General features: G+C 73.9%; 20 protein-coding genes. 4 read left to right on the forward strand and 16 right to left on the reverse strand.

All coding sequences use genetic code 11. From position 1 onward, the window contains the following. The first annotated feature begins 196 nt into the window (after positions 1 to 196). Together J2S63_RS02765 and J2S63_RS02770 are read left to right on the forward strand one after the other, a co-directional pair. Positions 197 to 1,039, forward strand: a complete 843-nt coding sequence (locus tag J2S63_RS02765) for an SDR family oxidoreductase (protein ID WP_310298306.1) — start codon at positions 197 to 199, stop codon at positions 1,037 to 1,039. A 9-nt stretch (positions 1,040 to 1,048) separates the two neighbouring features. Next, positions 1,049 to 1,765 (forward strand): acetoacetate decarboxylase family protein, encoded by a 717-nt coding sequence (locus tag J2S63_RS02770; RefSeq protein WP_310298309.1) that lies wholly within the window; start codon positions 1,049 to 1,051, stop codon positions 1,763 to 1,765. Here J2S63_RS02770 and J2S63_RS02775 read toward each other — a convergent pair. From J2S63_RS02775 to efp, 4 genes are read right to left on the reverse strand one after another with little or no spacing between them, the layout of a single operon-like run. Continuing rightward, positions 1,734 to 3,293 carry a PP2C family protein-serine/threonine phosphatase gene (locus J2S63_RS02775; RefSeq protein ID WP_310298310.1) on the reverse strand — a complete coding sequence of 520 codons (1,560 nt, stop codon included), beginning with the start codon at positions 3,291 to 3,293 and terminating at the stop codon, positions 1,734 to 1,736. The genes J2S63_RS02770 and J2S63_RS02775 overlap by 32 nt on opposite strands. 5 nt (positions 3,294 to 3,298) lie before the next feature. Continuing rightward, complete coding sequence (locus J2S63_RS02780) at positions 3,299 to 4,720, reverse strand: dihydrolipoyl dehydrogenase family protein (RefSeq protein WP_310298314.1); 1,422 nt, start codon at positions 4,718 to 4,720, stop codon at positions 3,299 to 3,301. A 21-nt stretch (positions 4,721 to 4,741) separates the two neighbouring features. Then, positions 4,742 to 5,167 carry a transcription antitermination factor NusB gene (gene nusB, locus J2S63_RS02785; protein ID WP_310298317.1) on the reverse strand — a complete coding sequence of 142 codons (426 nt, stop codon included), beginning with the start codon at positions 5,165 to 5,167 and terminating at the stop codon, positions 4,742 to 4,744. A gap of 8 nt (positions 5,168 to 5,175) precedes the next feature. Then, positions 5,176 to 5,736: an elongation factor P gene (efp, locus tag J2S63_RS02790; RefSeq protein WP_310298320.1), complete on the reverse strand. Its 561-nt coding sequence runs from the start codon at positions 5,734 to 5,736 to the stop codon at positions 5,176 to 5,178. Positions 5,737 to 5,834: 98 nt separating this feature from the next. Here efp and J2S63_RS02795 point away from each other — a divergent pair, with 98 nt between their 5' ends. Together J2S63_RS02795 and J2S63_RS02800 are read left to right on the forward strand one after the other, a co-directional pair. Continuing rightward, entirely contained in the window at positions 5,835 to 6,731 is an 897-nt protein-coding gene (locus J2S63_RS02795) for an AAA family ATPase (protein ID WP_310298323.1), read from the forward strand. A gap of 12 nt (positions 6,732 to 6,743) precedes the next feature. After that, positions 6,744 to 8,147, forward strand: a complete 1,404-nt coding sequence (locus tag J2S63_RS02800) for a vWA domain-containing protein (protein WP_310298327.1) — start codon at positions 6,744 to 6,746, stop codon at positions 8,145 to 8,147. Between the two features lie 11 nt (positions 8,148 to 8,158). On the opposite strand, the gene J2S63_RS02805 is transcribed toward J2S63_RS02800, so the two are convergent. From J2S63_RS02805 to J2S63_RS02860, 12 genes are all read right to left on the reverse strand, one after another. Then, positions 8,159 to 8,566, reverse strand: coding sequence for a DUF4190 domain-containing protein (locus tag J2S63_RS02805; RefSeq protein ID WP_310298329.1), 408 nt, complete (start codon positions 8,564 to 8,566; stop codon positions 8,159 to 8,161). After that, entirely contained in the window at positions 8,563 to 9,669 is a 1,107-nt protein-coding gene (aroB, locus tag J2S63_RS02810) for a 3-dehydroquinate synthase (RefSeq protein ID WP_310298332.1), read from the reverse strand. The genes J2S63_RS02805 and aroB overlap by 4 nt, the downstream gene beginning before the upstream one ends. Continuing rightward, on the reverse strand, positions 9,666 to 10,193 hold the full coding sequence (locus J2S63_RS02815) for a shikimate kinase (RefSeq protein ID WP_310298334.1): 528 nt from the start codon (positions 10,191 to 10,193) through the stop codon (positions 9,666 to 9,668). Before J2S63_RS02815 ends, aroB begins: the two co-directional genes overlap by 4 nt. Beyond that, the gene (gene aroC, locus J2S63_RS02820; RefSeq protein WP_310298337.1) at positions 10,190 to 11,368 is read right to left on the reverse strand and encodes a chorismate synthase; all 1,179 of its coding nucleotides are present in this window, start codon (positions 11,366 to 11,368) and stop codon (positions 10,190 to 10,192) included. Before aroC ends, J2S63_RS02815 begins: the two co-directional genes overlap by 4 nt. 12 nt (positions 11,369 to 11,380) lie before the next feature. After that, a complete protein-coding gene (locus tag J2S63_RS02825) occupies positions 11,381 to 12,175 on the reverse strand; it encodes a prepilin peptidase (protein WP_310298339.1) in 795 nt (264 codons plus the stop codon). Positions 12,176 to 12,184: 9 nt separating this feature from the next. Then, the gene (locus tag J2S63_RS02830; protein ID WP_374725098.1) at positions 12,185 to 13,042 is read right to left on the reverse strand and encodes a shikimate dehydrogenase; all 858 of its coding nucleotides are present in this window, start codon (positions 13,040 to 13,042) and stop codon (positions 12,185 to 12,187) included. Next, the gene (gene mltG / locus J2S63_RS02835) at positions 13,036 to 14,277 is read right to left on the reverse strand and encodes an endolytic transglycosylase MltG (protein ID WP_310298346.1); all 1,242 of its coding nucleotides are present in this window, start codon (positions 14,275 to 14,277) and stop codon (positions 13,036 to 13,038) included. Before mltG ends, J2S63_RS02830 begins: the two co-directional genes overlap by 7 nt. A gap of 21 nt (positions 14,278 to 14,298) precedes the next feature. Beyond that, positions 14,299 to 14,760, reverse strand: coding sequence for a Holliday junction resolvase RuvX (gene ruvX, locus J2S63_RS02840; RefSeq protein WP_425573295.1), 462 nt, complete (start codon positions 14,758 to 14,760; stop codon positions 14,299 to 14,301). Positions 14,761 to 14,786: 26 nt separating this feature from the next. Then, the gene (alaS, locus tag J2S63_RS02845; protein WP_310298352.1) at positions 14,787 to 17,495 is read right to left on the reverse strand and encodes an alanine--tRNA ligase; all 2,709 of its coding nucleotides are present in this window, start codon (positions 17,493 to 17,495) and stop codon (positions 14,787 to 14,789) included. Positions 17,496 to 17,560: 65 nt separating this feature from the next. Then, the gene (locus tag J2S63_RS02850; protein WP_310298355.1) at positions 17,561 to 17,866 is read right to left on the reverse strand and encodes a DUF6167 family protein; all 306 of its coding nucleotides are present in this window, start codon (positions 17,864 to 17,866) and stop codon (positions 17,561 to 17,563) included. Further along, positions 17,863 to 18,450 carry a hypothetical protein gene (locus tag J2S63_RS02855; protein ID WP_310298358.1) on the reverse strand — a complete coding sequence of 196 codons (588 nt, stop codon included), beginning with the start codon at positions 18,448 to 18,450 and terminating at the stop codon, positions 17,863 to 17,865. Before J2S63_RS02855 ends, J2S63_RS02850 begins: the two co-directional genes overlap by 4 nt. Before the next feature lie 11 nt (positions 18,451 to 18,461). Continuing rightward, positions 18,462 to 19,880 (reverse strand): replication-associated recombination protein A, encoded by a 1,419-nt coding sequence (locus J2S63_RS02860; RefSeq protein WP_374725099.1) that lies wholly within the window; start codon positions 19,878 to 19,880, stop codon positions 18,462 to 18,464. Positions 19,881 to 19,889 lie beyond the last annotated feature (9 nt).

Here is a 19,889-nt window from a genome sequence, read left to right on the forward strand (position 1 = left end):
ACGGGACGGCTCGTTAAAGGATGTCGTGCGCCCCCACCTTAACAACCGAACGGCTGCTCGCCGAACCGCGACAGGCCGCCGAGGGGGTCACACCGCACGCCCCCGCGTGGCGAAGCCCACCCCGCCGAGCCCTCCCCGGCGAGGACGGTCTGTGGCACGGTGGGGTCCTCGAGCAAGAGGAAACGAGGGTTGTCACATGGCGAGGAGCCGGCAGGGACTCCGCGGCCTCCGCGTGGCCGTCACCGGGGGAGCCCAGGGCATCGGCCGCTCGATCGCCGAGCGCCTGGTCGCCGAGGGGGCGCTGGTCGTGATCGGCGACGTCCAGAAGGACCTCGCCGATCGCACCGCCGAGGCGCTCGGGTGCACCGCGCTGGCCCTCGACGTCACCGACGGCGTGGAGTTCGAGGGCTTCCTCGACCAGGCGGGCGCGGCGCTCGGGGGGCTCGACGTGCTGGTCAACAACGCCGGGATCATGCCGATCGGCCCGTTCCTCGAGGAGGACGACCGCACCACGACGCGGTGCGTCGAGATCGACCTGCTGGGCGTGCTGACCGGCACCAAGCTGGCCGGACGTCGCTTCCGCGAGCAGGGTCACGGCCACGTGGTCAACGTCGCCTCGGCCCTGGGGACCTTCGCCTCGCCCAACGCCGCGACGTACTGCGCCACCAAGTACGCCGTCGTCGGGCTCGGCGAGGCCCTGCGCCAGGAGTGGCACGGCTCCGGGGTGCAGGTGAGCACGATCTGCCCCGGCTTCGTGCGCACCGAGCTCATCGCCGGCATGCGGCCTCCCGCCGGGACCGAGCGCCTCCTCATGATCGATCCCGAGCAGGTCGCTGCCTCGGTCGTCGGGGCCCTGGCCCGCGGCCGCTCCCGCACCGTGTCGGTGCCGTCCCACCTGGTCCCGTCGGTGAAGGTGTTCACGCTCGTCCCCGAGCGCCTCCGCGACCGCGTCTTCCGGGCCGTCGGCGGGCACCGGGTGACCTCCGGACTCGACGTCGAGAAGCGGGCGGCCTACCAGCGCCGCCTCGAGAACAGCTAGGAGCCGCACGTGACCGCGACCGACCTCCCCCGTCCCGAGCTGACCGGTGTCACCGGGGTGGCCGAGACCCTGCTCAGTCCCGGCCTGCTCGCCGCGCTCCCGGAGAACACCTCCGAGGCTCCCTGGACGGTCAACTGCTCCGCGGTGCTGTGGACCGGGCGCCCGACCGCCGCGGCCCGCGCCGCGCTGGCCCCGCAGCTGCGCGACTCGCGTGCAGTCGTCGTGGTGGGCGGGATGGTGCGCTACCTCGAGACGCCCGTGGGGCCGTACGACGAGGTGTTCGGCATCGTGATGGTGCGCGAGTCCCTGACCCGGACGTTCGGCCACGTCGCCTTCATGGCCGTCGACTCCCCCGCGAGCCTGGTGGGCGGTCGCACCAACTGGGCGATGCCCAAGACCCTCGCTTCGTTCTCCGGCGGCGTCGGCAGCGGTCGCACGATCGTGGCCCGAGGCGATGACGACAAGGCGTGGGAGGTGCGTGCGACTCCGCGCGTGGTGGGGCCGCGCGTCCCGGTCCGCAGCAAGGCCGTCACCCGGCAGGAGTTCCCGGGGGAGCGGCTCGGCGACAGCCGGCTCTCCGCCAAGGGCAGGGCCCGGCCGGCCGTCGTGGACGTGCAGGTCGCCTCCGACGGACCGCTGGCCGGGTGGATGCGTCCCGGACGCCACCTCGGGGCGGTCGCCGAGGACGTCACCTTCACCCTCGGCGTGCCTCGCCTCCTCGGCTGAACGCCGTCCGTCGGGCCGCCACGACCGTCACGTCGTCCTGCCGGGCGCCGGCGGTGAACGCTCTCACCGCCGCGTCGACCTCGGCCACCGCGGCCTGCGGTGACCAGTCGTCGAGGTCGCGCAGCGCCCGGAGCACGCCCTCCTGGCCCAGCTCGGTGCCGTCGGCGGACCGCGACTCCAGGACGCCGTCGGTCAGCGCCAGCAGGAGGTCGTCGTCGCCGAACGGGGTCACGGCCGCGTCCCACTCCCCGCCCAGCACGCTCACGACCGGTCCGGTGGGCGCCAGCTCGTGCGCGACGGGGTGCGCTCCCCGTCGTACGAGCAGGGCGGGAGGGTGGCCGGCGTTGACGTGCAGGAGCGTGCCACCGGCGACGTCGACCTCCACGACCAGGCAGGTCAGGAAGCGCTCCGGGTCGTGGTCGAGGTCCGCGGCCGCGATGGTGAAGGCGCGCAGCAGGTCGAGGTCGGTGCGGAGGAGGGTGAGGAGGCGCTGCTGGAACCGGAGGGCCACGAGCCCCGCGGTCGCCCCGTGGCCGGAGACGTCGGCGACCATCAGCGCCACGGCCCCGCTGGGCCGCTGGACCGCCTGCCACCAGTCACCGGCGAGCACGCCCTCCATCGGTCGCAGGACGCCGGCGACGGTGAGCCCGCCGAGGTGGCGCAACGGCTCGGCGGAGAGCTCCCCACGCATCCCCGCGACGACCGGGGTCTGCTGCTCCAACGCCTCGACGGCGGCCCGCGAGGTGTCCAGCTCCTCGACCAGCCGACGGCGCATCGCCTCGGCGTCGGAGGCGATCGCGACCACCTCCGGGGGCCCCTGGGTGGTCACGCGCGCGGTGAGGTCGCCGGCAGCCACGCGACGCAGCGACCGGCGGAGGGTGCCCACCGGGACCAGCAGCCAGCGTCGTAGCAGCAGCCCGATGCCGACCAGCAGCAGGAGCAGCACGAGCGAGCTCGTGAGCAGGACGTCGCGCAGGGTGCGCTCCGCGGCGGCGGCGGAGTCCTCCGCCTGCACGACCCGCTGCTCGATGTCGGCCAGCAGCGCCTCCTGCACCCGGCGCACCTCGTCGAAGGCCCGGCGCCCCGTCCCAGTAGCGACGAGCCGCTGGGCGAGACCCGTGCGACCCGCCTCGCGGGCGCGGACCTCCGGGCCGGGCCCCACGCGTCGCCAGGTCCGCGCCGCGTCCTCGGCCTGGTCGATCCGGCGGAGCAGGGCCGGGTCGTCGACGAACGCCTCCCGCAGCTGCGCGACGCGCCGCCGCTCCTGGGTCCGGCCGACGTCGTACGGCGCCAGGAAGCTGCGGTCCCCGGTGATGAGGAAGCCCCGCTCCCCGGTCTCCTGGTCGACCAGCGCACGGGCGAGGGCGCGCGCGTCGCCCGCCGCGGGCTGGAGCCGGCGGTCGACGTCGCGGCGGATGGCGCTCGTCCGGTCGGCCGCGACCAGCACCGCGGCGCCGGCCACCACGACCACCAGCAGCGCCGCCACCACGACGGCGACGACGCGGAGGTGCAGCGGGACCCGAGACACCCCGCTCAGCCCAGCGGGGAGGGGGCGTCCCGCTGTGGCGCGGTGCCCCCGAGGGCGGACAGGGCCTGGCGCACGACGCCGTGCCACGTCGGATAGGCGTAGATCATCGACTTGAGCACGCTGACCGGCACGCCGGCGTGGACGGCGGTGGTGAGCATGGCCAGCACCTCCCCACCCATCGGCCCGACCGACGTACCTCCCAGGAGACGGTCGCCGGTGGCGACGAGCTTGACCAGCCCGTCGTTGCCCTCCCCGTGCAGGTCGCCGCGCGAGGAGTCCTTGATGTCCACGACCCCGACGCGCACGTCGTGTCCGGCCTCCCGCGCCTGCGCCTCGGTCAGGCCCACCGCGCCGACCTCGGGGTAGGTGAACGTCACGCGCGGCACCGCGGAGTAGTCCGCCGCGGGGCCCTCCTCGCCCAGGAGCTGGCGGATGACGACGGCCGCCTGGTACTTCGCGACGTGGGTGAACAGGCCCTTGCCGACGACGTCGCCCAGCGCCCACAGCCCCTCGACGGTCGCGCCGTCGTCGTCCCGCACGCGCAGGTGGTCGTCGACGTCGACGAACGTCCGGTCCTCGGTGTCGATCCCGACGGACTCCAGGCCGATGGCGGGCAGTCCCGTGTCGCGGCCGGCGGCGACCAGCAGCCGCTCGGCCCGGACCTCCTCGCCGTCGACGGTCAGGACGAAGCCGTCGTCGCGGTGCGTGACGCGGCTGATCCCGACCCCGGAGCGGACGGTCATCCCGTCACGCCGCAGCACGTCGGCCATGAGCGCGGAGACCTCGGGCTCCTCCTTGGCCAGGATGCGCTCCCCGGCCTCGAGCAGCGTCACGTCCACCCCGAAGCGGGCGAAGGCCTGGGCCAGCTCGCACCCGATCGGGCCGGCACCGACCACCGCCATCGTGCGCGGCAGGTCGGTGACCTTGACGATGTCGCGGTTGGTCCAGAACGGCGTGTCCGCGAGCCCGTCGATCGGCGGCGCGGCCGGCGAGGTGCCGGTGGCGAGCAGCACCGCCCTGCTCGCGGAGTACGGCGTGCCGTCGACCTCGACGCTGCGGGCGCCGGTCAGCCGTGCCTCGCCGTGGAGGACGGTCGCGCCGCGCTCCTGCAGCCGCTCGACGGACGCGGTGTCGTCCCACCCGTGGGTGCCCCTCGCGACCCGCCGGGCGACCGCCTTCCAGTCGGGTCGGACGTCGCACTCCCCCGAGACGCCGGGGGCGTGACGGGCCTCGACCACCGCGGTGGCGCCGCGCATCATCAGCTTGCTGGGCACGCAGCCGTAGTAGGGGCACTCACCCCCGGCCAGGTGCTTGTCGACCGCGAGCACCGACAGCCCCGCCCCGGCCAGCTTGTTGGCGGCGAACTCGCCGCCGGGTCCGAGTCCCACGACGATCACGTCGTACGCGTCCCCCACAGGCGTCCTCATGGGGACACCCTGCCAGGTAGGTCAGACGCGGTGGGTGCCGTCGCGCAGGATCGCGCCGAGGATGCCGTTGACGAACGCCGGGGAGTCGTCGGTCGAGAGCTCGGTGACCAGGTCGACCGCTTCGTCGATGGCGACCTCGTCGGGGACGTCGGTGTGCCGCATCTCGTAGACCGCGAGACGCAGCGCGTTGCGGTCGACCGCCGGCATGCGGGTCAGCGACCAGTCCCGGGAGTAGCGCGAGAGCAGCTCGTCGATCTCCTCCTGGTGGTCGACGACCCCGCGCACGAGCTCGACGGTGTAGCCCGCCACCGGCGGGTCCTGGTCGTCGAGCCGCTGCTGCAGGGTGCCGTCGAGCGACAGCCCGCGGACCTCGCTCTCGAAGAGCACGGTCAGGGCGCGGGACCGCGCCTTGCTCCGGGAGGAGCGGTGGGGGCGTTGCTCGGCCACGCTCGTGCTCAGCTGACCCGGCCGAGGTAGCTGCTGTCGCGGGTGTCGACCTTGACGCGCTCCCCGGTCGTGATGAACAGCGGGACCTGGATGGTGTGCCCGGTCTCGAGCGTCGCGGGCTTGGTGCCACCGGTGGAGCGGTCGCCCTGCAGGCCGGGCTCGGTGTAGGTGACCTCGAGCTCGACCGAGGCCGGGAGCTCGAGGTAGAGGACGCGGCCCTCGTTGGTGGCCACGATCGCCTCCTGCTGCTCGAGCAGGAAGTTCTTCGCCTCTCCCACGGTCTCGGGGTCGATCTCGAGCTGGTCATAGGTGCCCGAGTCCATGAAGACGTAGTTGGTGCCGTCGTTGTAGAGGTACTGCATCGTGCGCTTGTCGACGTTGGCGACCTCGACCTTGACGTCGGCGTTGAACGTCTTGTCCACGGACTTGCCGGACTCGATGTTCTTCAGCTTGGTGCGGACCACCGCGCCGCCCTTGCCGGGCTTGTGGTGCTGGAACCAGATGACCTGCCAGAGCTGGCCGTCCAGGTTGAGCACCATGCCGTTCTTCAGGTCGTTCGTGGTCGCCATGCGCGCAGGAGCCTCTTCAGTACGTCGGGGGTCGGGCAGCGCCCCAGCCTACCGGTGGCCCGCCGTGCCGGACGAACCGCGACCCGTAGCCTGACCCGGTGACCTGGTTCGACTCCCCCGCGGATGCCACCGAGCGGCTGCACGGCGCCGGCTACCTCGCCGACGACGCCACCGCCACCACCGTCTTCCTCGCGGGCCGGCTGGAGAAGCCGCTGCTCGTCGAGGGGCCCGCGGGGGTGGGCAAGACCGAGCTGGCCAAGGCGGTCGCGCGCGCCACCGGTGCCGAGCTCGTGCGGCTCCAGTGCTACGAGGGGCTCGACGAGGCCCGCGCGCTCTACGAGTGGAACTACAAGAAGCAGCTCCTGCGCATCCAGGCCACCAGCGACGACCAGGCCTGGGAGCAGACCCACGACGAGATCTTCACCGACGAGTTCCTGCTCACCCGCCCGCTGCTCGGCGCGATCCTCCGCGAGGAGCCGACGGTCCTGCTCATCGACGAGGTCGACAAGACCGACGTCGAGGTCGAGGGCCTGCTGCTCGAGGTGCTCAGCGACTTCCAGGTGACCATCCCCGAGCTCGGCACCGTGGCCGCCGTACGCCGGCCGTTCGTGGTGCTGACCTCCAACGCCTCGCGGGAGCTGTCGGAGGCGGTCAAGCGGCGCTGCCTGTTCCTCCACCTCGACTACCCCGACGCCGAGCGCGAGCGCGAGATCGTCACCTCGCACGTCCCCGAGGCCGCCGAGCGGCTCACGCGTCAGCTGGTCGACCTGGTCGGCACGCTGCGCGAGCTCGACCTCAAGAAGGCACCCTCGATCAGCGAGTCGGTCGACTGGGCGCGCACCCTGGTCGCCCTCGAGGTCGCCGACCTCGACCAGCACGCGGTCGAGCGCACGCTGGGCGTCGTGCTCAAGCACTCCTCCGACCAGACCAAGGCGGTCGCGGCCCTGCGCAACCACCACGCGGGCACCCGGCCCGGCGCGCCCCGGCGACGGTAGGGACGCCGACCCGTGGCGCTGCTCGAACGGCACCTCGCCTTCATCGAGGCCCTGCGCGAGGCCGGTGTCCCGGTCTCCTTGGCCGAGGACCTCGACTCGGTCGTGGCCGTCGAGCAGGTCGGCCTCGGCGACCGCGAGACCCTGCGGGCCGGGCTGGCTGCGACCCTGCTCAAGCGGCAGACCCACCGAGGGCTGTTCGACGCGATCTTCGACCTCTACTTCCCCGCCCTGGTGGGGTCGGGCTGGCGCGGCGGGCCGCTCGACGGCAGCGAGCCGGCACCACCTGCGGACGCAGCCCCCGAGCGCGGCGCCGACGACGCCCTCGCCGAGCTCCGCCAGGCGATGGCCGACGCGCTGGCGGACGGCGACCAGGACGCCATCCGCCTGCTCGTGCGCGAGGCCGTGGAGCAGTACGGCGCGATGCCCGGCCGGGGCGAGGGGCTGTCCTCGTGGTCGTCGTACAACACCGTGCAGCAGCTCTCCCTCGACGGGCTGGTTCTGCGCGTCGCGCGGGCGCTGATGGAGGGCAGCGACGACCGCGACCCGCGCTCGGAGGAGGTCTCGATGCTGACCGCGGCCAACCGGGTCGCGAGCCTCCAGCGGCAGGTCGAGGCCGACGTGCGCCGACGCATCGCGGAGGAGAAGGACCCCGACCACGTCGCGCGCACCACCCTGCGGCCCAGCCTCGACCAGCTGCCGTTCCTCAACGCGCGCCGCGACGACCTCGAGGAGCTGCGGCGCCAGATCTACCCCCTCGCCCGGCGCCTCGCGACGCGACTGGCCCGCGAGCAGCACGCGCGACGGCGCGGCCCGCTGGACTTCCGGCGCACCATCCGCGCCTCCATGGCCACCGGTGGGGTGCCCATCACCACCCACCACAGGCCGAGGCGGCCGCACCGCACCGAGCTGGTCGTGCTGTGCGACGTGAGCGGGTCGGTGGCCAACTTCGCGAGCTTCACGCTCCTGCTCGTCTACGCGCTGCGCGAGCAGTTCACCAAGGTGCGGGCGTTCACCTTCGTCGACGACATCCGGGAGGTCACCGACGACTTCGTCCCCGGGGCCGACCCCGCCGAGACCATGCTGCGGCTCGCCGAGTCCGCGCGGCACGCCTCACGGTGGGGCCGCACCAACTACGGGCGCGCGCTGAGTCGCTTCGTCGAGGACCACCCCGACGCGGTCGGTCCCCGCACCAGCCTGCTCGTCCTCGGCGACGCGCGGTCGAACTACTCCGACCCCGGCCTCGAGGTCCTGCGCGAGCTGGTCGCGACCGCCCGCCACGCCTGGTGGCTCAACCCCGAGCACCGGCGCCAGTGGGGCACCGGCGACTCCGCGGCCCCGGAGTATGCCGAGATGATCGACATGGTCGAGTGCCGCAACCTCACCCAGCTGAGCGAGTTCGTGCACGACCTGGTCTGAGGTCCGCGCGGTCAGCCGTTGATGCTGGCGATGCCGGCCATCACGAGGATGACCGAGGGGATGCCGAAGACGAGCGTGCCGAGCCAGCCGGTGACCAGCCCCGCGGTCGCCACGCCCTCACCGCCCAGGCGGCCACCCGAGGAGCGGATCTCCCGCCGGGCCCGGCCGCCCAGGATGATCGCCGGGATGCCGGTGAAGAAGGCGCAGCCGGTCAGCGACAGGATCCCGCAGACCAGCGCCGCGACCGCCGGGCCGTGCAGCGAGGACGTCGGGTGGCTGGACTGCGCGTGGGTCACGCTGCCGTCGGAGAGGTAGGAGCGGAACTCGCGGTGCTCGGTCCACTGCTCGCCGTCCCACCAGCGCAGGCGGCCCGGCTCGGCGGAGTCGGGGTACCACCCCGCCGGGGGCGACCCGGTCACCGCGGCGTCCGCGGGCGTACGGCGGCGAAGGCCTGCTCGAGCAGGTCGGTCGAGGGCCCCTCGAGGACGACGGGCCGAGCGACGCCCTCCAGCACCACGAACCGCAGCAGGTCGCCGCGCGACTTCTTGTCCAGCCGCATCGACGCGAGCAGGTCGCCCCACGGCGCGCCGTCGTACGACGTGGGGAGGCCGACCGCGGACAGCAGGTCGGCGTGACGGGCGGCCGTGACGTCGTCGAGACGACCGGCGAGGCGGGCCAGCTCGGCGACGAAGACCATGCCGATCGAGATCGCGGCACCGTGGCGGTAGCGGTAGCTCTCGGCACGCTCGATCGCGTGCCCGAGGGTGTGGCCGTAGTTGAGCGCCTCGCGACCGGGGTGGCCGGCAGCGCCGCCGGTCTCCTTGAAGTCACCGGCGACGACGTCGAGCTTGACCTGGATGGCCCGCTCGACGAGCTCCCGCTGCTCCTCGGAGCCGACGCGCATCGCCGTGGCGGGCGACCGCTCGACGATCGAGAGGATCTCGGGGTCGGCGATGAAGCCGCACTTGACCACCTCGGCCATGCCGCTGACCAGCTCGTTGCGCGGCAGGGTCTCCAGCGTCGACAGGTCGCACAGCACCCCGGCGGGGTGGTGGAACGAGCCGACGAGGTTCTTGCCCTCGTCGGTGTTGATGCCGGTCTTGCCACCGACCGCGGCGTCGACCATGCCCAGCAGGGTCGTGGGCACGTGGACCACCTCGACGCCACGCAGCCAGGTCGCCGCGACGAAGCCGCCGAGGTCGGTGGCCGAGCCGCCGCCCAGCGTGACGACCGCGTCGGAGCGGGTGAAGCCGGCCTGACCCAGGACCGACCAGCAGAACTCCGCGACCCGGGCGGTCTTGGCGGTCTCGCCGTCGGGGACCTCGATCCCGTGGGCGGCGAAGCCTGCTGCGTCGAGCGCGTGCCGCAGCGCGCGGGCCCGGTCGGCCATCGCGGTCGGGTGGATGACCGCCACCCGGACCACCCCGTCGCCGAGGAGCGCCGGGAGCCGGTCGGTCAGGTGGTGCCCGACCACGACGTCGTACGACGTGTCGCCCTGCAGGCGCAGCGTGGTGGCGCTCACGCGCCCTCCTCCGCCTCGACCCACGCCCGCACCTCGTCGGCGACCTCGTCGGCCGGACGCCCGTCGGTGTCGACGACGTGCGAGGCGACGGCGGCGTAGATCGGCAGCCGCTCGGTCAGGATCGTCTTGATCCGCGAGCGGATGTTGCCGACCAGGAGCGGGCGCCCCTGGCCGAGCCCGACCCGCTTGGCGGCGTCGGCCAGGCCGACGTTGAGGAACACCACGCGCTGGCCGACGAGCACCTCACGGGTCCCGGGGTCCATCACCGCTCCCCCGCCGAGCGCCAGGACGCCGGTGTGCTCACGGACCGCCGCGCGCACCGCGGCCCGCTCGCGGTCGCGGAAGTAGGGCTCCCCCAGCTCGATGAAGATCTCCTGGACGCTGCGGCCCTCCTGGGCCTCGACGTCCTGGTCGGTGTCACGGACCTCGCAGCCCCAGGCCTGCGCCAGCAGGTCGGCGACAGTGGTCTTGCCGGCCCCCATGGGACCGATCAGGACGACGCGCGGGCCGTGCGGCTCGGTCACCGGAACCTCAGCGTCTCGAGGTAGGACTCGACGTTGCGGCGGGTCTCCCCCACCGAGTCGCCGCCGAACTTCTCCAGCACGGCCTCGGCGAGCACGAGCGCGACCATCGCCTCGGCGACCACCCCGGCGGCCGGCACGGCGCAGACGTCGGAGCGCTGGTGGTGGGCGACCGTGGCCTCGCCGGTCGCGACGTCGACGGTGCGCAGCGCGCGGGGCACGGTCGCGATCGGCTTCATCGCGGCCCGGACCCGCAGGGTCTCGCCGGTGGTCATGCCGCCCTCGGTGCCCCCCGACCGCCCGGAGGTACGGCGGATGCCCTCGTCGGTGCCGACGATCTCGTCGTGCGCCCGGGAGCCGGGGACCTCGGCGAGCCCGAAGCCGTCGCCGACCTCGACGCCCTTGATCGCCTGGATGCCCATGAGCGCCCCGGCGAGCCGGGCGTCGATGCGGCGGTCCCAGTGCACGTGGGAGCCGAGGCCCGGCGGCAGCCCGTGGACCACGACCTCGACGACGCCGCCGAGGGTGTCGCCGTCCTTGTGGGCCTGGTCGATCTCGGCGACCATCGCCTTGCTCGCGTCGGCGTCGAGGCAGCGGACCGGGTCGTCGTCGAGGTGGGCCAGGTCGGCCTTGGTCGGCACCGAGCCGTAGGGCGCGGTGGCCTGGCCGATCCGCACCACGTGCGAGACGATCTCGGCCCCGGTGGCCTGCTCGAGGAAGGCCGACGCGACGGCCCCGAGCGCCACGCGCGCGGCGGTCTCGCGGGCGGAGGCGCGCTCGAGGATCGGGCGGGCCTCGGGGAAGTCGTACTTCTGCATGCCGACCAGGTCGGCGTGGCCCGGGCGCGGCCGGGTCAGGGCGGCGTTGCGGGCCGAGCCCTCGAGCTCGTCGGCCGGGACGGGGTCGGCCGACATCACCTTCTCCCACTTGGGCCACTCGGAGTTGCCGATGCGCAGCGCGACGGGCCCGCCCTGGGTCTCGCCGTGGCGGATGCCGCCGACCACCTCGAGCTCGTCGGCCTCGAACTTCATCCGTGCGCCGCGGCCGTAGCCGAGCCGCCGGCGCGCGAGCGCGTCCTGGATGTCGGCGGAGGTGACGCGGACGTGGGCGGGCAGGCCCTCCAGCACGGCGACCAGCGCCGGGCCGTGGGACTCTCCCGCAGTGAGCCAACGAAGCATGCGCTCAGTCTCTCAGCCGCCGAGGTAGGCCCTCGCGACGGTCTCGCCCCACACGACCCCGATGACCGCGCCGACGAACATGAACGGCCCGAACGGGTAGGACCGGCGCTCGACCACGCGCAGCACCGAGAGCAGGCCACCACCCAGTCCGCCGACCAGGAAGCCGGCGTAGATCCCGACCAGCAGGGGGCCCCAGCCGAGGTAGCCCAGCGCGATGCCCAGCACCCCGGAGAGCCGGACGTCGCCGTAGCCCATGCCGCGCGGGTAGACCAGCCACATCAGCACGAACGTGCCGCCGGCCACGAGCCACCCGAGAGCCGCGCGGCGCAGGTCGTCCCAGTCCCGGCCGGGGACCGCCGCAGCGACCGCGAGGACCACCACCACGGCGTACGACGGCGCGATCACCTTGGTGGGCAGCAGTCGCGTGCGCCAGTCGACCAGGGACAGGGCGACGCCGACCGGCGCGAGGTAGGCCAGGAACAGCAGCGGGGTGGCGAGCCCGACCGACCAGCCCAGGACGGCGCCGACGACGGCGGTCGCGACCGCGCACCTCCAGGCGAGCCCGGGGAGCGCCGCGATGTCGGCGTAGAGCTCCTTCGGCGCCTCCGGGGCGGGCGCGGGCTCCTCGGGCGGGGCGGTCGTGTCGGTCTCGTCGCGGTGGTGCGCCGACGGGTCCTGGTCGGGCTCGGGCTCGGGGTCGGGCTCGGGGTCGGGCTCGGGGATCGCACGGACGAGCACCGGCACGAACCACCCGGTCACGGCCCCCAGCACGGCCATGAGCAGCGCGGCGGCCAGGGACGAGGACACCTGCGGAGCCTAGCGACGGGAGTCGGCGCGGCGGGCCAGCTCGGCGCGACCCGCCTCGCGCAGCACACCCACCTCGACGCGCTGCCCGGTCATCAGGGCGACCTGGAGGGCCGCCTGGTGGGCGAGCAGGTCGAGCCCGTCGACCAGCGGCAGCCCGACGGACAGCGTGGTCTCGGCCAGCGGCGTGGGCCACGGGTCGTAGACGACCTCGAACACCGCGCCGACCTGGGCCGCCGCCGACAGCACCCCGGAGGTCTGCGCCTCGGCGGGGATCGTGCTGACCAGCAGGTCGGCGTCGACGACGCGGCGCTCGAGGTCGTCGAGCCGGGCGACGGTGAGCAGGGGCGGGGTCGGGTGCCGGTGGACGGCCTCCACGGTCGCGACCGCCCGCGCGGGGTCGCGGACCAGCAGGGTGGCGTGGCTGCAGCCGAGGTCGGCCAGCCCCAGCAGGACCGAGGCGGCCGTGGCTCCCCCACCGAGCACGATCGCGGAGTCCGGCGACCCGCCGAGCCGCTCGCGCAGCGCCCCGACCACCCCCGGGACGTCGGTGTTGTCACCGACCCGGCGGCCCCCCTCGAGCACGACGGTGTTGGCGCCCCCCGCGAGCCTCGCCGTGTCCGAGACCTCGTCGAGCAGCGGCATCACCGCGCGCTTGAGCGGCATGGTCAGCGACAGCCCGTGCCAGGAGTCGTCGAGCCCCTCGAGGTACGCCGCCAGGTCGTCCTCGCCGACGTCGTGGGCGTCGTACTCCCAGTCGAGGCCGAGCGCGGCGTAGGCGGCCCGGTGCAGCGCGGGCGACAGCGAGTGCGCGATCGGTCGACCGAGCACCCCGCAGCGTCGGCGCCCGGGGCCGGGCCCGCTCAGCACCGGTCGGACCCGGCGCAGAACTTCGCCAGGTCGTTGTTCTTCCACGACAGGAACTGGTCGTAGTCCTTGGTGAACCTGGTCTCGCCGGTGTCGAGGTTGACCGTCACGTAGTAGATCCAGTCACCCGGGGTGGGGTCGGCGGCCGCCGCGATGGCCTCGTCGCCGGGCGCCTCGATCGGGGTCGGCGGGAGGCCGGGGTACTTGCGGGTGTTGTAGGGCGAGTCGACCTGGAGGTCCTCGGTGGTCAGGCCCAGGCCCAGGTCGCGCCCGAGGGCGTAGTTGACCGTGGCGTCGATCTGCAGCAGCTTGTCGGTCGCGTTGGTCTCGAGGCGGTTGTAGATCACCCGCGCGACCTTGCCGCGGTCCTGGTCGCGGTTGGCCTCGGACTCCACGAGGCTGGCCACGATCATCAGCTGGCCCGGGGTGTAGCCCAGCTTCTTGGCCGCCCCCTCGAGGTCGGCCTCGTCGGCGGCCTGGCGCCAGCGGTCGACCATGGTGGCCAGCACCTTGGTCGCGCCGGCGTTGGGCGGGAAGGCGTAGGTGGCGGGGAACAGGTAGCCCTCGGCGTTGCCCTTGGCGTAGGACGGGAGCCCGATGCCCTTGGCGTCCTTGACCGCCTTCTTGTACCTCGCCAACGGGATGTCGGTGGCCTTGGCGAGCCTGGGCAGGATGTCGGAGACCCGCAGCCCCTCGGGGATCGTCACCGAGGCCTGCACCAGGTTGGCCGGGTCGACGAGGACCTCGAGCGCGTCGGCGGCCGGGAGCTGCTTCTTGAGCTGGTAGAAGCCGACCTGGATGTCCTGGGCGTCCGCGTCGTCCTTGGCGGCTTCGCTGAAGGCGTCGACGCTCTTGACCACGCCCTGGGCCTTGAGGTGCCGGGCGATCTCGGTGGTGGTGTCGCCCTGCTTGACCTCGAACAGCACCGAACCGGTGCCGGGGCCGTCGTAGTCCGGCGGCGGGGCCATCAGCGCGTCGATCTTGTCCTTGCCGAAGGTGAAGGCGGCGACGGCACCGGCGACCACCAGCGCCGCGACCACGATCAGGACCAGGCACGACTTGAGGCTCCCGAGGCGGCGGTGCCGGCGCGGGGCGGGCTCGAGGTCGCTGAAGAACGACCGCCCCTCCTCCTCGGCGGTGAGGGGCGCGCCCTCCTGGGCGACCTCCTCGTGCGGCGGCTCGTCCTGGCCGAACAGGCTGAAGCCGTGCTCGTCGTCGCGGTCGCGCTCCAGGCTCATGCCACTCCCTGTCGTCGTCGGTCAGCCGGGAGGTCCGCCGACCAGCTCACCGGGCGGCGCTCCCGTCGCGCGCTCGGTGTCAAGTGCATTCTGCAGGATGACGACCGCAGCGGCCTGGTCGACGACGGCTCGCCGCTTCCTGCCGTGCTTCTTCCCGCGCCCCCCGTGCTCGCGCAGCTGGTGCGTGGCCGTGACGGTGCTCATCCGTTCGTCGCACAGCCGCACGCCCACGGTGCTCCCGGCGGCGCCGAGCGCCTGGACGAGCTGGTCGGCGTAGGCGCGGACCTTGGCGGCCGCGGGACCCTCCTGCCCCGACAGGGACCGGGGCAGCCCCACGACGACCTCGACGGCCTCGTGCTCGGCGACCAGGGCGACCAGGCGAGGCACGTCGTCCTCGCCGCGCGGCAGGGTCTCGACCGGGGTGGCGAGGAGGCCCGAGCGGTCGCTGGTCGCGACCCCGACCCGGACGTCACCGACGTCCACGCCGATCCGCGCGCCCTCCCGCACCCTCAGGCCCCGCCGGCCTCACGGACGCGGAGCACCTCGGCACGGACGTCGGCCAGCGCCTGCTCGACGCCCGAGGCGTCCGAGCCGCCGCCCTGCGCCACGTCGTCCTTGCCGCCGCCCCGACCGCCGATCGCGGGCGAGGCCGCGCGGACCAGCGCGTTGGCCGAGAAACCCGCCGCCCGCGCCCGGTCGTTGGTCGCCGCGACCACGGACACCTTGCCGTCGGCCGCGCCGATCACCACCACCACGCCCGGACGGTCCTGCGGCAGGCGCCCGCGTACGTCGAGCGCGAGCGTCCGCACGTCGCCGCCGCCCGCGCCGTCGACCCGGTGGCCGACGAACGCGATCCCGTCGAGGTCCTCGGCCCCCGCCGCGACCTGGCCGGCCGCCGCGAGCAGCTGGGCCACGCGGACCTGCTCGATCTCCTTCTCCGCCGACCGGAGCCGCTCGACGAGGTCCGAGACCCGCTCGGGCAGCTCCTCGGGACGCGCCTTGAGCACCTCGCTGAGCTGGGCGACGAGCACGTGCTCGCGGGCCAGGAAGCGGTAGGCGTCGGCGCCGACCAGCGCCTCCACCCGGCGCACCCCCGAGCCGATGGACGACTCGTGCAGCAGCTTGACCAGGCCGAGGCGCGCGGAGGTCGCGGTGTGGGTGCCGCCGCACAGCTCGCGCGCCCAGTCGCCGACGGAGACCACGCGCACGCGGTCGCCGTACTTCTCGCCGAACAGCGCCATCGCGCCGGACTTCACCGCGTCGGCCTGGCTCATGATCTCGGCGTGCACGGGGAGGTCGGCGAGGATCAGGTCGTTGACCCGCGCCTCGACGTCGGCGAGCACCGAGGTCGGCACCGCCCCGGAGGCGGAGAAGTCGAACCGGAAGCGGCCGGGCGCGTTCTCCGAGCCCGCCTGGGTGGCGGTCTCGCCGAGCGCCTCGCGCATCGCCTTGTGGACCATGTGCGTCGCGGTGTGGGCGCGGCTGATCGACAGGCGCCGCTCGAGGTCGACCAGGCCCTGGGCGCGCTCGCCCACGGTGACCTCGCCCTCGAGCACCTTGACCTGGTGCACGACCAGCCCGGTCACCGGGCTCTGCACGTCGAGCACCGCCAGCCGCGCGCCGTTGGCGAGCTCGATGACGCCCTGGTCGGCGAGCTGGCCGCCGCCCTCGGCGTAGAACGGGGTGCGGTCCAGCACGAGCCCGACCTCGTCGCCGGCCGACGCCGCGGCCGCGGTCGCCGAGCCGGTGATGATGCCGCTGACCACGCCCTCGGAGACGACCTCGTGGTAGCCGGTGAACTCGACCGCCCGACCGAGGCTGTCGGCGATCTCGCGGAACGCGCCCGCGTCGCCGTGGCCCGCCTTCTTGGCGCGCGCGTCTGCCTTGGCCCGCTCGCGCTGCTCGCCCATGAGGCGGCGGAAGCCCTCCTCGTCGACCGAGAGGCCCTGCTCCGAGGCCATCTCGAGCGTGAGGTCGATCGGGAAGCCGTAGGTGTCGTGCAGGGCGAACGCCCGGTCGCCGCTGAGCACGGTCGCGCCCTGCTTGCGCGCGTCGCTCGCCGCGAGGTCGAAGATCTGCGTGCCCGCGCGCAGCGTGGAGCGGAACGCCTCCTCCTCGGCGTAGGCGACCGTGGAGATGCGCGTCCAGTCCTGGTGGAGGTAGGTGTAGGTCTCCCCCATCTTGTCGCGGCTGACGGGGAACAGCTCGGGCAGCACGCGGTCCTCGCAGCCGAGCAGCCGCATGGACCGGATCACGCGGCGCAGCAGGCGCCGGAGGACGTAGCCGCGGCCCTCGTTGCCCGGCGTCACGCCGTCGCCGATCAGCATCATCGAGGAGCGCACGTGGTCGGCGACCACGCGGAAGCGGACGTCGTCCTGCTCGCCCTGTGCGCCGCCGGCGCCGTAGCGCCTGCCGGTGAGCTCCATCGCCCGCTGGATCACCGGGAACATGACGTCGATCTCGTACATGTTCTCCTTGCCCTGCAGGAGGAACGCGACCCGCTCGAGGCCCATGCCGGTGTCGATGTTCTTCCGGGGCAGCGAGCCCGCGATGTCGAAGTCCTCCTTGGAGCGCACCGCGCTGAGCTCGTCCTGCATGAAGACGAGGTTCCAGAACTCCAGGTAGCGGTCCTCGGCGGAGAAGTCGCCGTCGGCGCCGTACGCCGGCCCGCGGTCGATCAGGATCTCCGAGCACGGGCCGCCGGGGCCGGGGACGCCCATCGACCAGTAGTTCTCCTTGGGGCCCAGGCGGGCGATGCGCTCGTCCGGGACGCCGGTGATGCGCTTCCAGAGGCCGAGCGCCTCGTCGTCGCCGTCGAGGATCGAGGGGTAGAGCCGGTCCTCGGGGAAGCCCCAGCCGCCGTCGGCCACCGGCTTGGTGACCAGGTCCCAGGCCGCCTCGATCGCGCCTTCCTTGAAGTAGTCGCCGAACGAGAAGTTGCCGCACATCTCGAAGAACGTGCCGTGCCGGGTGGTCTTGCCGACGTCCTCGATGTCCGGGGTGCGCACGCACTTCTGCACGCTCACCGCGCGCTTGTAGGGCGGGGTCTCCTGGCCCAGGAAGTACGGCTTGAACGGGACCATGCCGGCGTTGACGAACAGCAGGTTGGGGTCGTCGAGCAGCAGCGAGGCCGACGGCACGGGCGTGTGCCCGAGGGCCTCGAAGTGCGCGACGAAGCGGCGACGGATCTCCGCGGTGCTGAGGTCGGTGTCCTGCATGGTCCGGTGGGGCCTTTCTTCGGCTCGACGTCTGGGACGGGCGTGCGACGCGGCCGGGGCCGGCGTCAGCGGGGACGAGCAGCGGGCAGCACCCGCACGGTAGCGCTCTCACCTGAGCCGCTCGTGCCCTGTGTCAGCGCCTGGGGCCCGGACCTCGGTCCGGTGGGCCCAAGCGCGAGGCGCTCGCGCAGCTCGGTCTGCTTCTCGGCCCGCCCGGCCTCGAACTCCGCGCGCAGCACCCGGGCGCCCGCGAACCACCCGGTGAGCCGGTCGTGCAGCCCGTCGACGGTCAGGGCCTCGGCGACCCGTCGGGTCCGGGTCGAGGCGTAGACGCCGGCCGCACTCCCGGCGACGAACCAGAACGTCCTCATGCCGCGTCCTCCACGCGGGCCGGGCGCTGGGCCTTGACCGCCCGGAGCAGCCGCCTGGCCTCGCGCAGCTCCTGGCGGCGCACGCGCCGGGAGCGACGGCGTGCGACGTGGGCCTCGGCGGCCGCGCGGTCGAGGTGCTCGGGCCGCAGTGCGCGGCGTACGCCGTGGGCGGCGGCCAGCAGCGAGACCCCGGCGTCGGTGACGCGCCGGGCGACGACCGACCGGTCGTCGAGGCGCCCGAGCCCCTCGAGGACCCGCGTCTCGACGTCGAGCGGGGCCGTGCGGCGGGGCGCCGGGTCGTCCTGGGGGCCGTGGGTCAGGGCGGCCTCGGTCAGGGTGGTGATGACGTACTCACGGTCGGCGGCGACCGCGTCGCTCGCGCGCCGGGCGCTGTGCACCTCGGCGGTCAGCTCCTCGACCCTGGACGCCAGGGCCTCGACCTGCTCCTGCGAGCGGCGCAGGCCCGCCTCCAGGGCGGCACGCTCGGCCGCGGACCGCGACCGTGCCCGCCGCACCACGACGAGCACGAGCCCGAGGACGAGGAGAGCGCCCGCTGCCCCGAGGGCGAGGTCGAGTTGGCTCATGCGGCCCGACCCTACCCGCCGCCGGTGCCGGTCGGACCACCCTCCGGGACGGCCGGACCGCCCCGGACCAGACGGCGCACCCGCTCCCAGCGCTCCTTGACCGCCGCCTCTGCGCCGTGCGTCGTCGGCTCGTAGTAGGTCGCCTCGGCGACCACGTCGGGGGCGTACTGCTGGGTGGCGATCGCGAAGGGGGCGTCGTGGGCGTAGCGGTAGGCCGCCCCGTGGCCGAGCTTCGTGGCGCCGGAGTAGTGCGCGTCGCGCAGGTGGGCCGGCACCTGCCCGACCTTGCCCGCGGCGACGTCGGTCTCGGCCGCACCGATCGCGCGGGTGACCGCGTTGGACTTGGGCGCCACCGCGAGCGCGATGACGGCCTGGGCGAGGTTGAGCTTGGCCTCGGGCATGCCGATCAGCTGCACGGCCTGGGCGGCGGCGACCGCGGTGGTCAGGGCGGTCGGGTCGGCCAGCCCGATGTCCTCGCTGGCCAGGATCACCAGGCGCCGGGCGATGAAGCGCGGGTCCTCCCCCGCCACGACCATGCGCGCGAGGTAGTGCAGCGCCGCGTCGGCGTCGCTGCCGCGGATGGACTTGATGAAGGCGCTGGTCACGTCGTAGTGCTGGTCGCCCTGGCGGTCGTAGCGCACCGCCGCGCGGTCGACGGCACGTTCGGCGGTCTCCACGTCGACGGTGGCGCTGCCGGTCGCCCGGGCCGCGCCCGCCGCCGCCTCGAGGTAGGTCAGCCCCCGGCGCGCGTCGCCTCCCGCGAGCCGCACCAGGTGGTCCAGCGCCTCGTCCTCGACCTCGACCTCGCCGGCCAGGCCGCGCTCGTCGCCGATCGCCTGGTGCAGCACCGCACGCACGTCGTCGTCGGTCAACGACTGCAGGGTGAGCATCAGCGAGCGGCTCAGCAGCGGGGAGATCACGCTGAAGAACGGGTTCTCCGTGGTCGCGGCGATCAGGGTCACCCAGCGGTTCTCCACGCCGGGCAGCAGCGCGTCCTGCTGGGCCTTGGAGAAGCGGTGCACCTCGTCGACGAACAGCACGGTCTCGCGGCCGGTGCGCACCAGGCGGTTGCGCGCGGCGACGATCGCCTCGCGCACCTCCTTGACCCCTGCCGCGACCGCCGAGACCTCCACGAAGTGCCGGTCGGTCTGGCGGCTCACGATGCCCGCGATCGTGGTCTTGCCGGTGCCCGGGGGCCCCCACAGGATCAGCGAGGTCGGCTGATCGGCCTCGACCAGGAGGCGCAGCGGCGACCCGGGGGCGAGCAGCTGCCCCTGCCCCACCAGCTCGTCGAGCGTGCGCGGGCGCATCCGCACCGCCAGCGGGGCCGAGGAGTGCGTGTTGCCCGCCAGGGTCCCCCCGCTGCCCCCAGGACGACTCGAGGCGGGCGCGTCGTCCCGCCCGTCGTCGTACTCGAAGAGGCCGTCCACGTGTCCGAC

Origin of the sequence: Nocardioides marmoribigeumensis, assembly GCF_031458325.1 — a bacterium.
Taxonomy (GTDB): Bacteria; Actinomycetota; Actinomycetes; order Propionibacteriales; family Nocardioidaceae; genus Marmoricola_A; species Marmoricola_A marmoribigeumensis.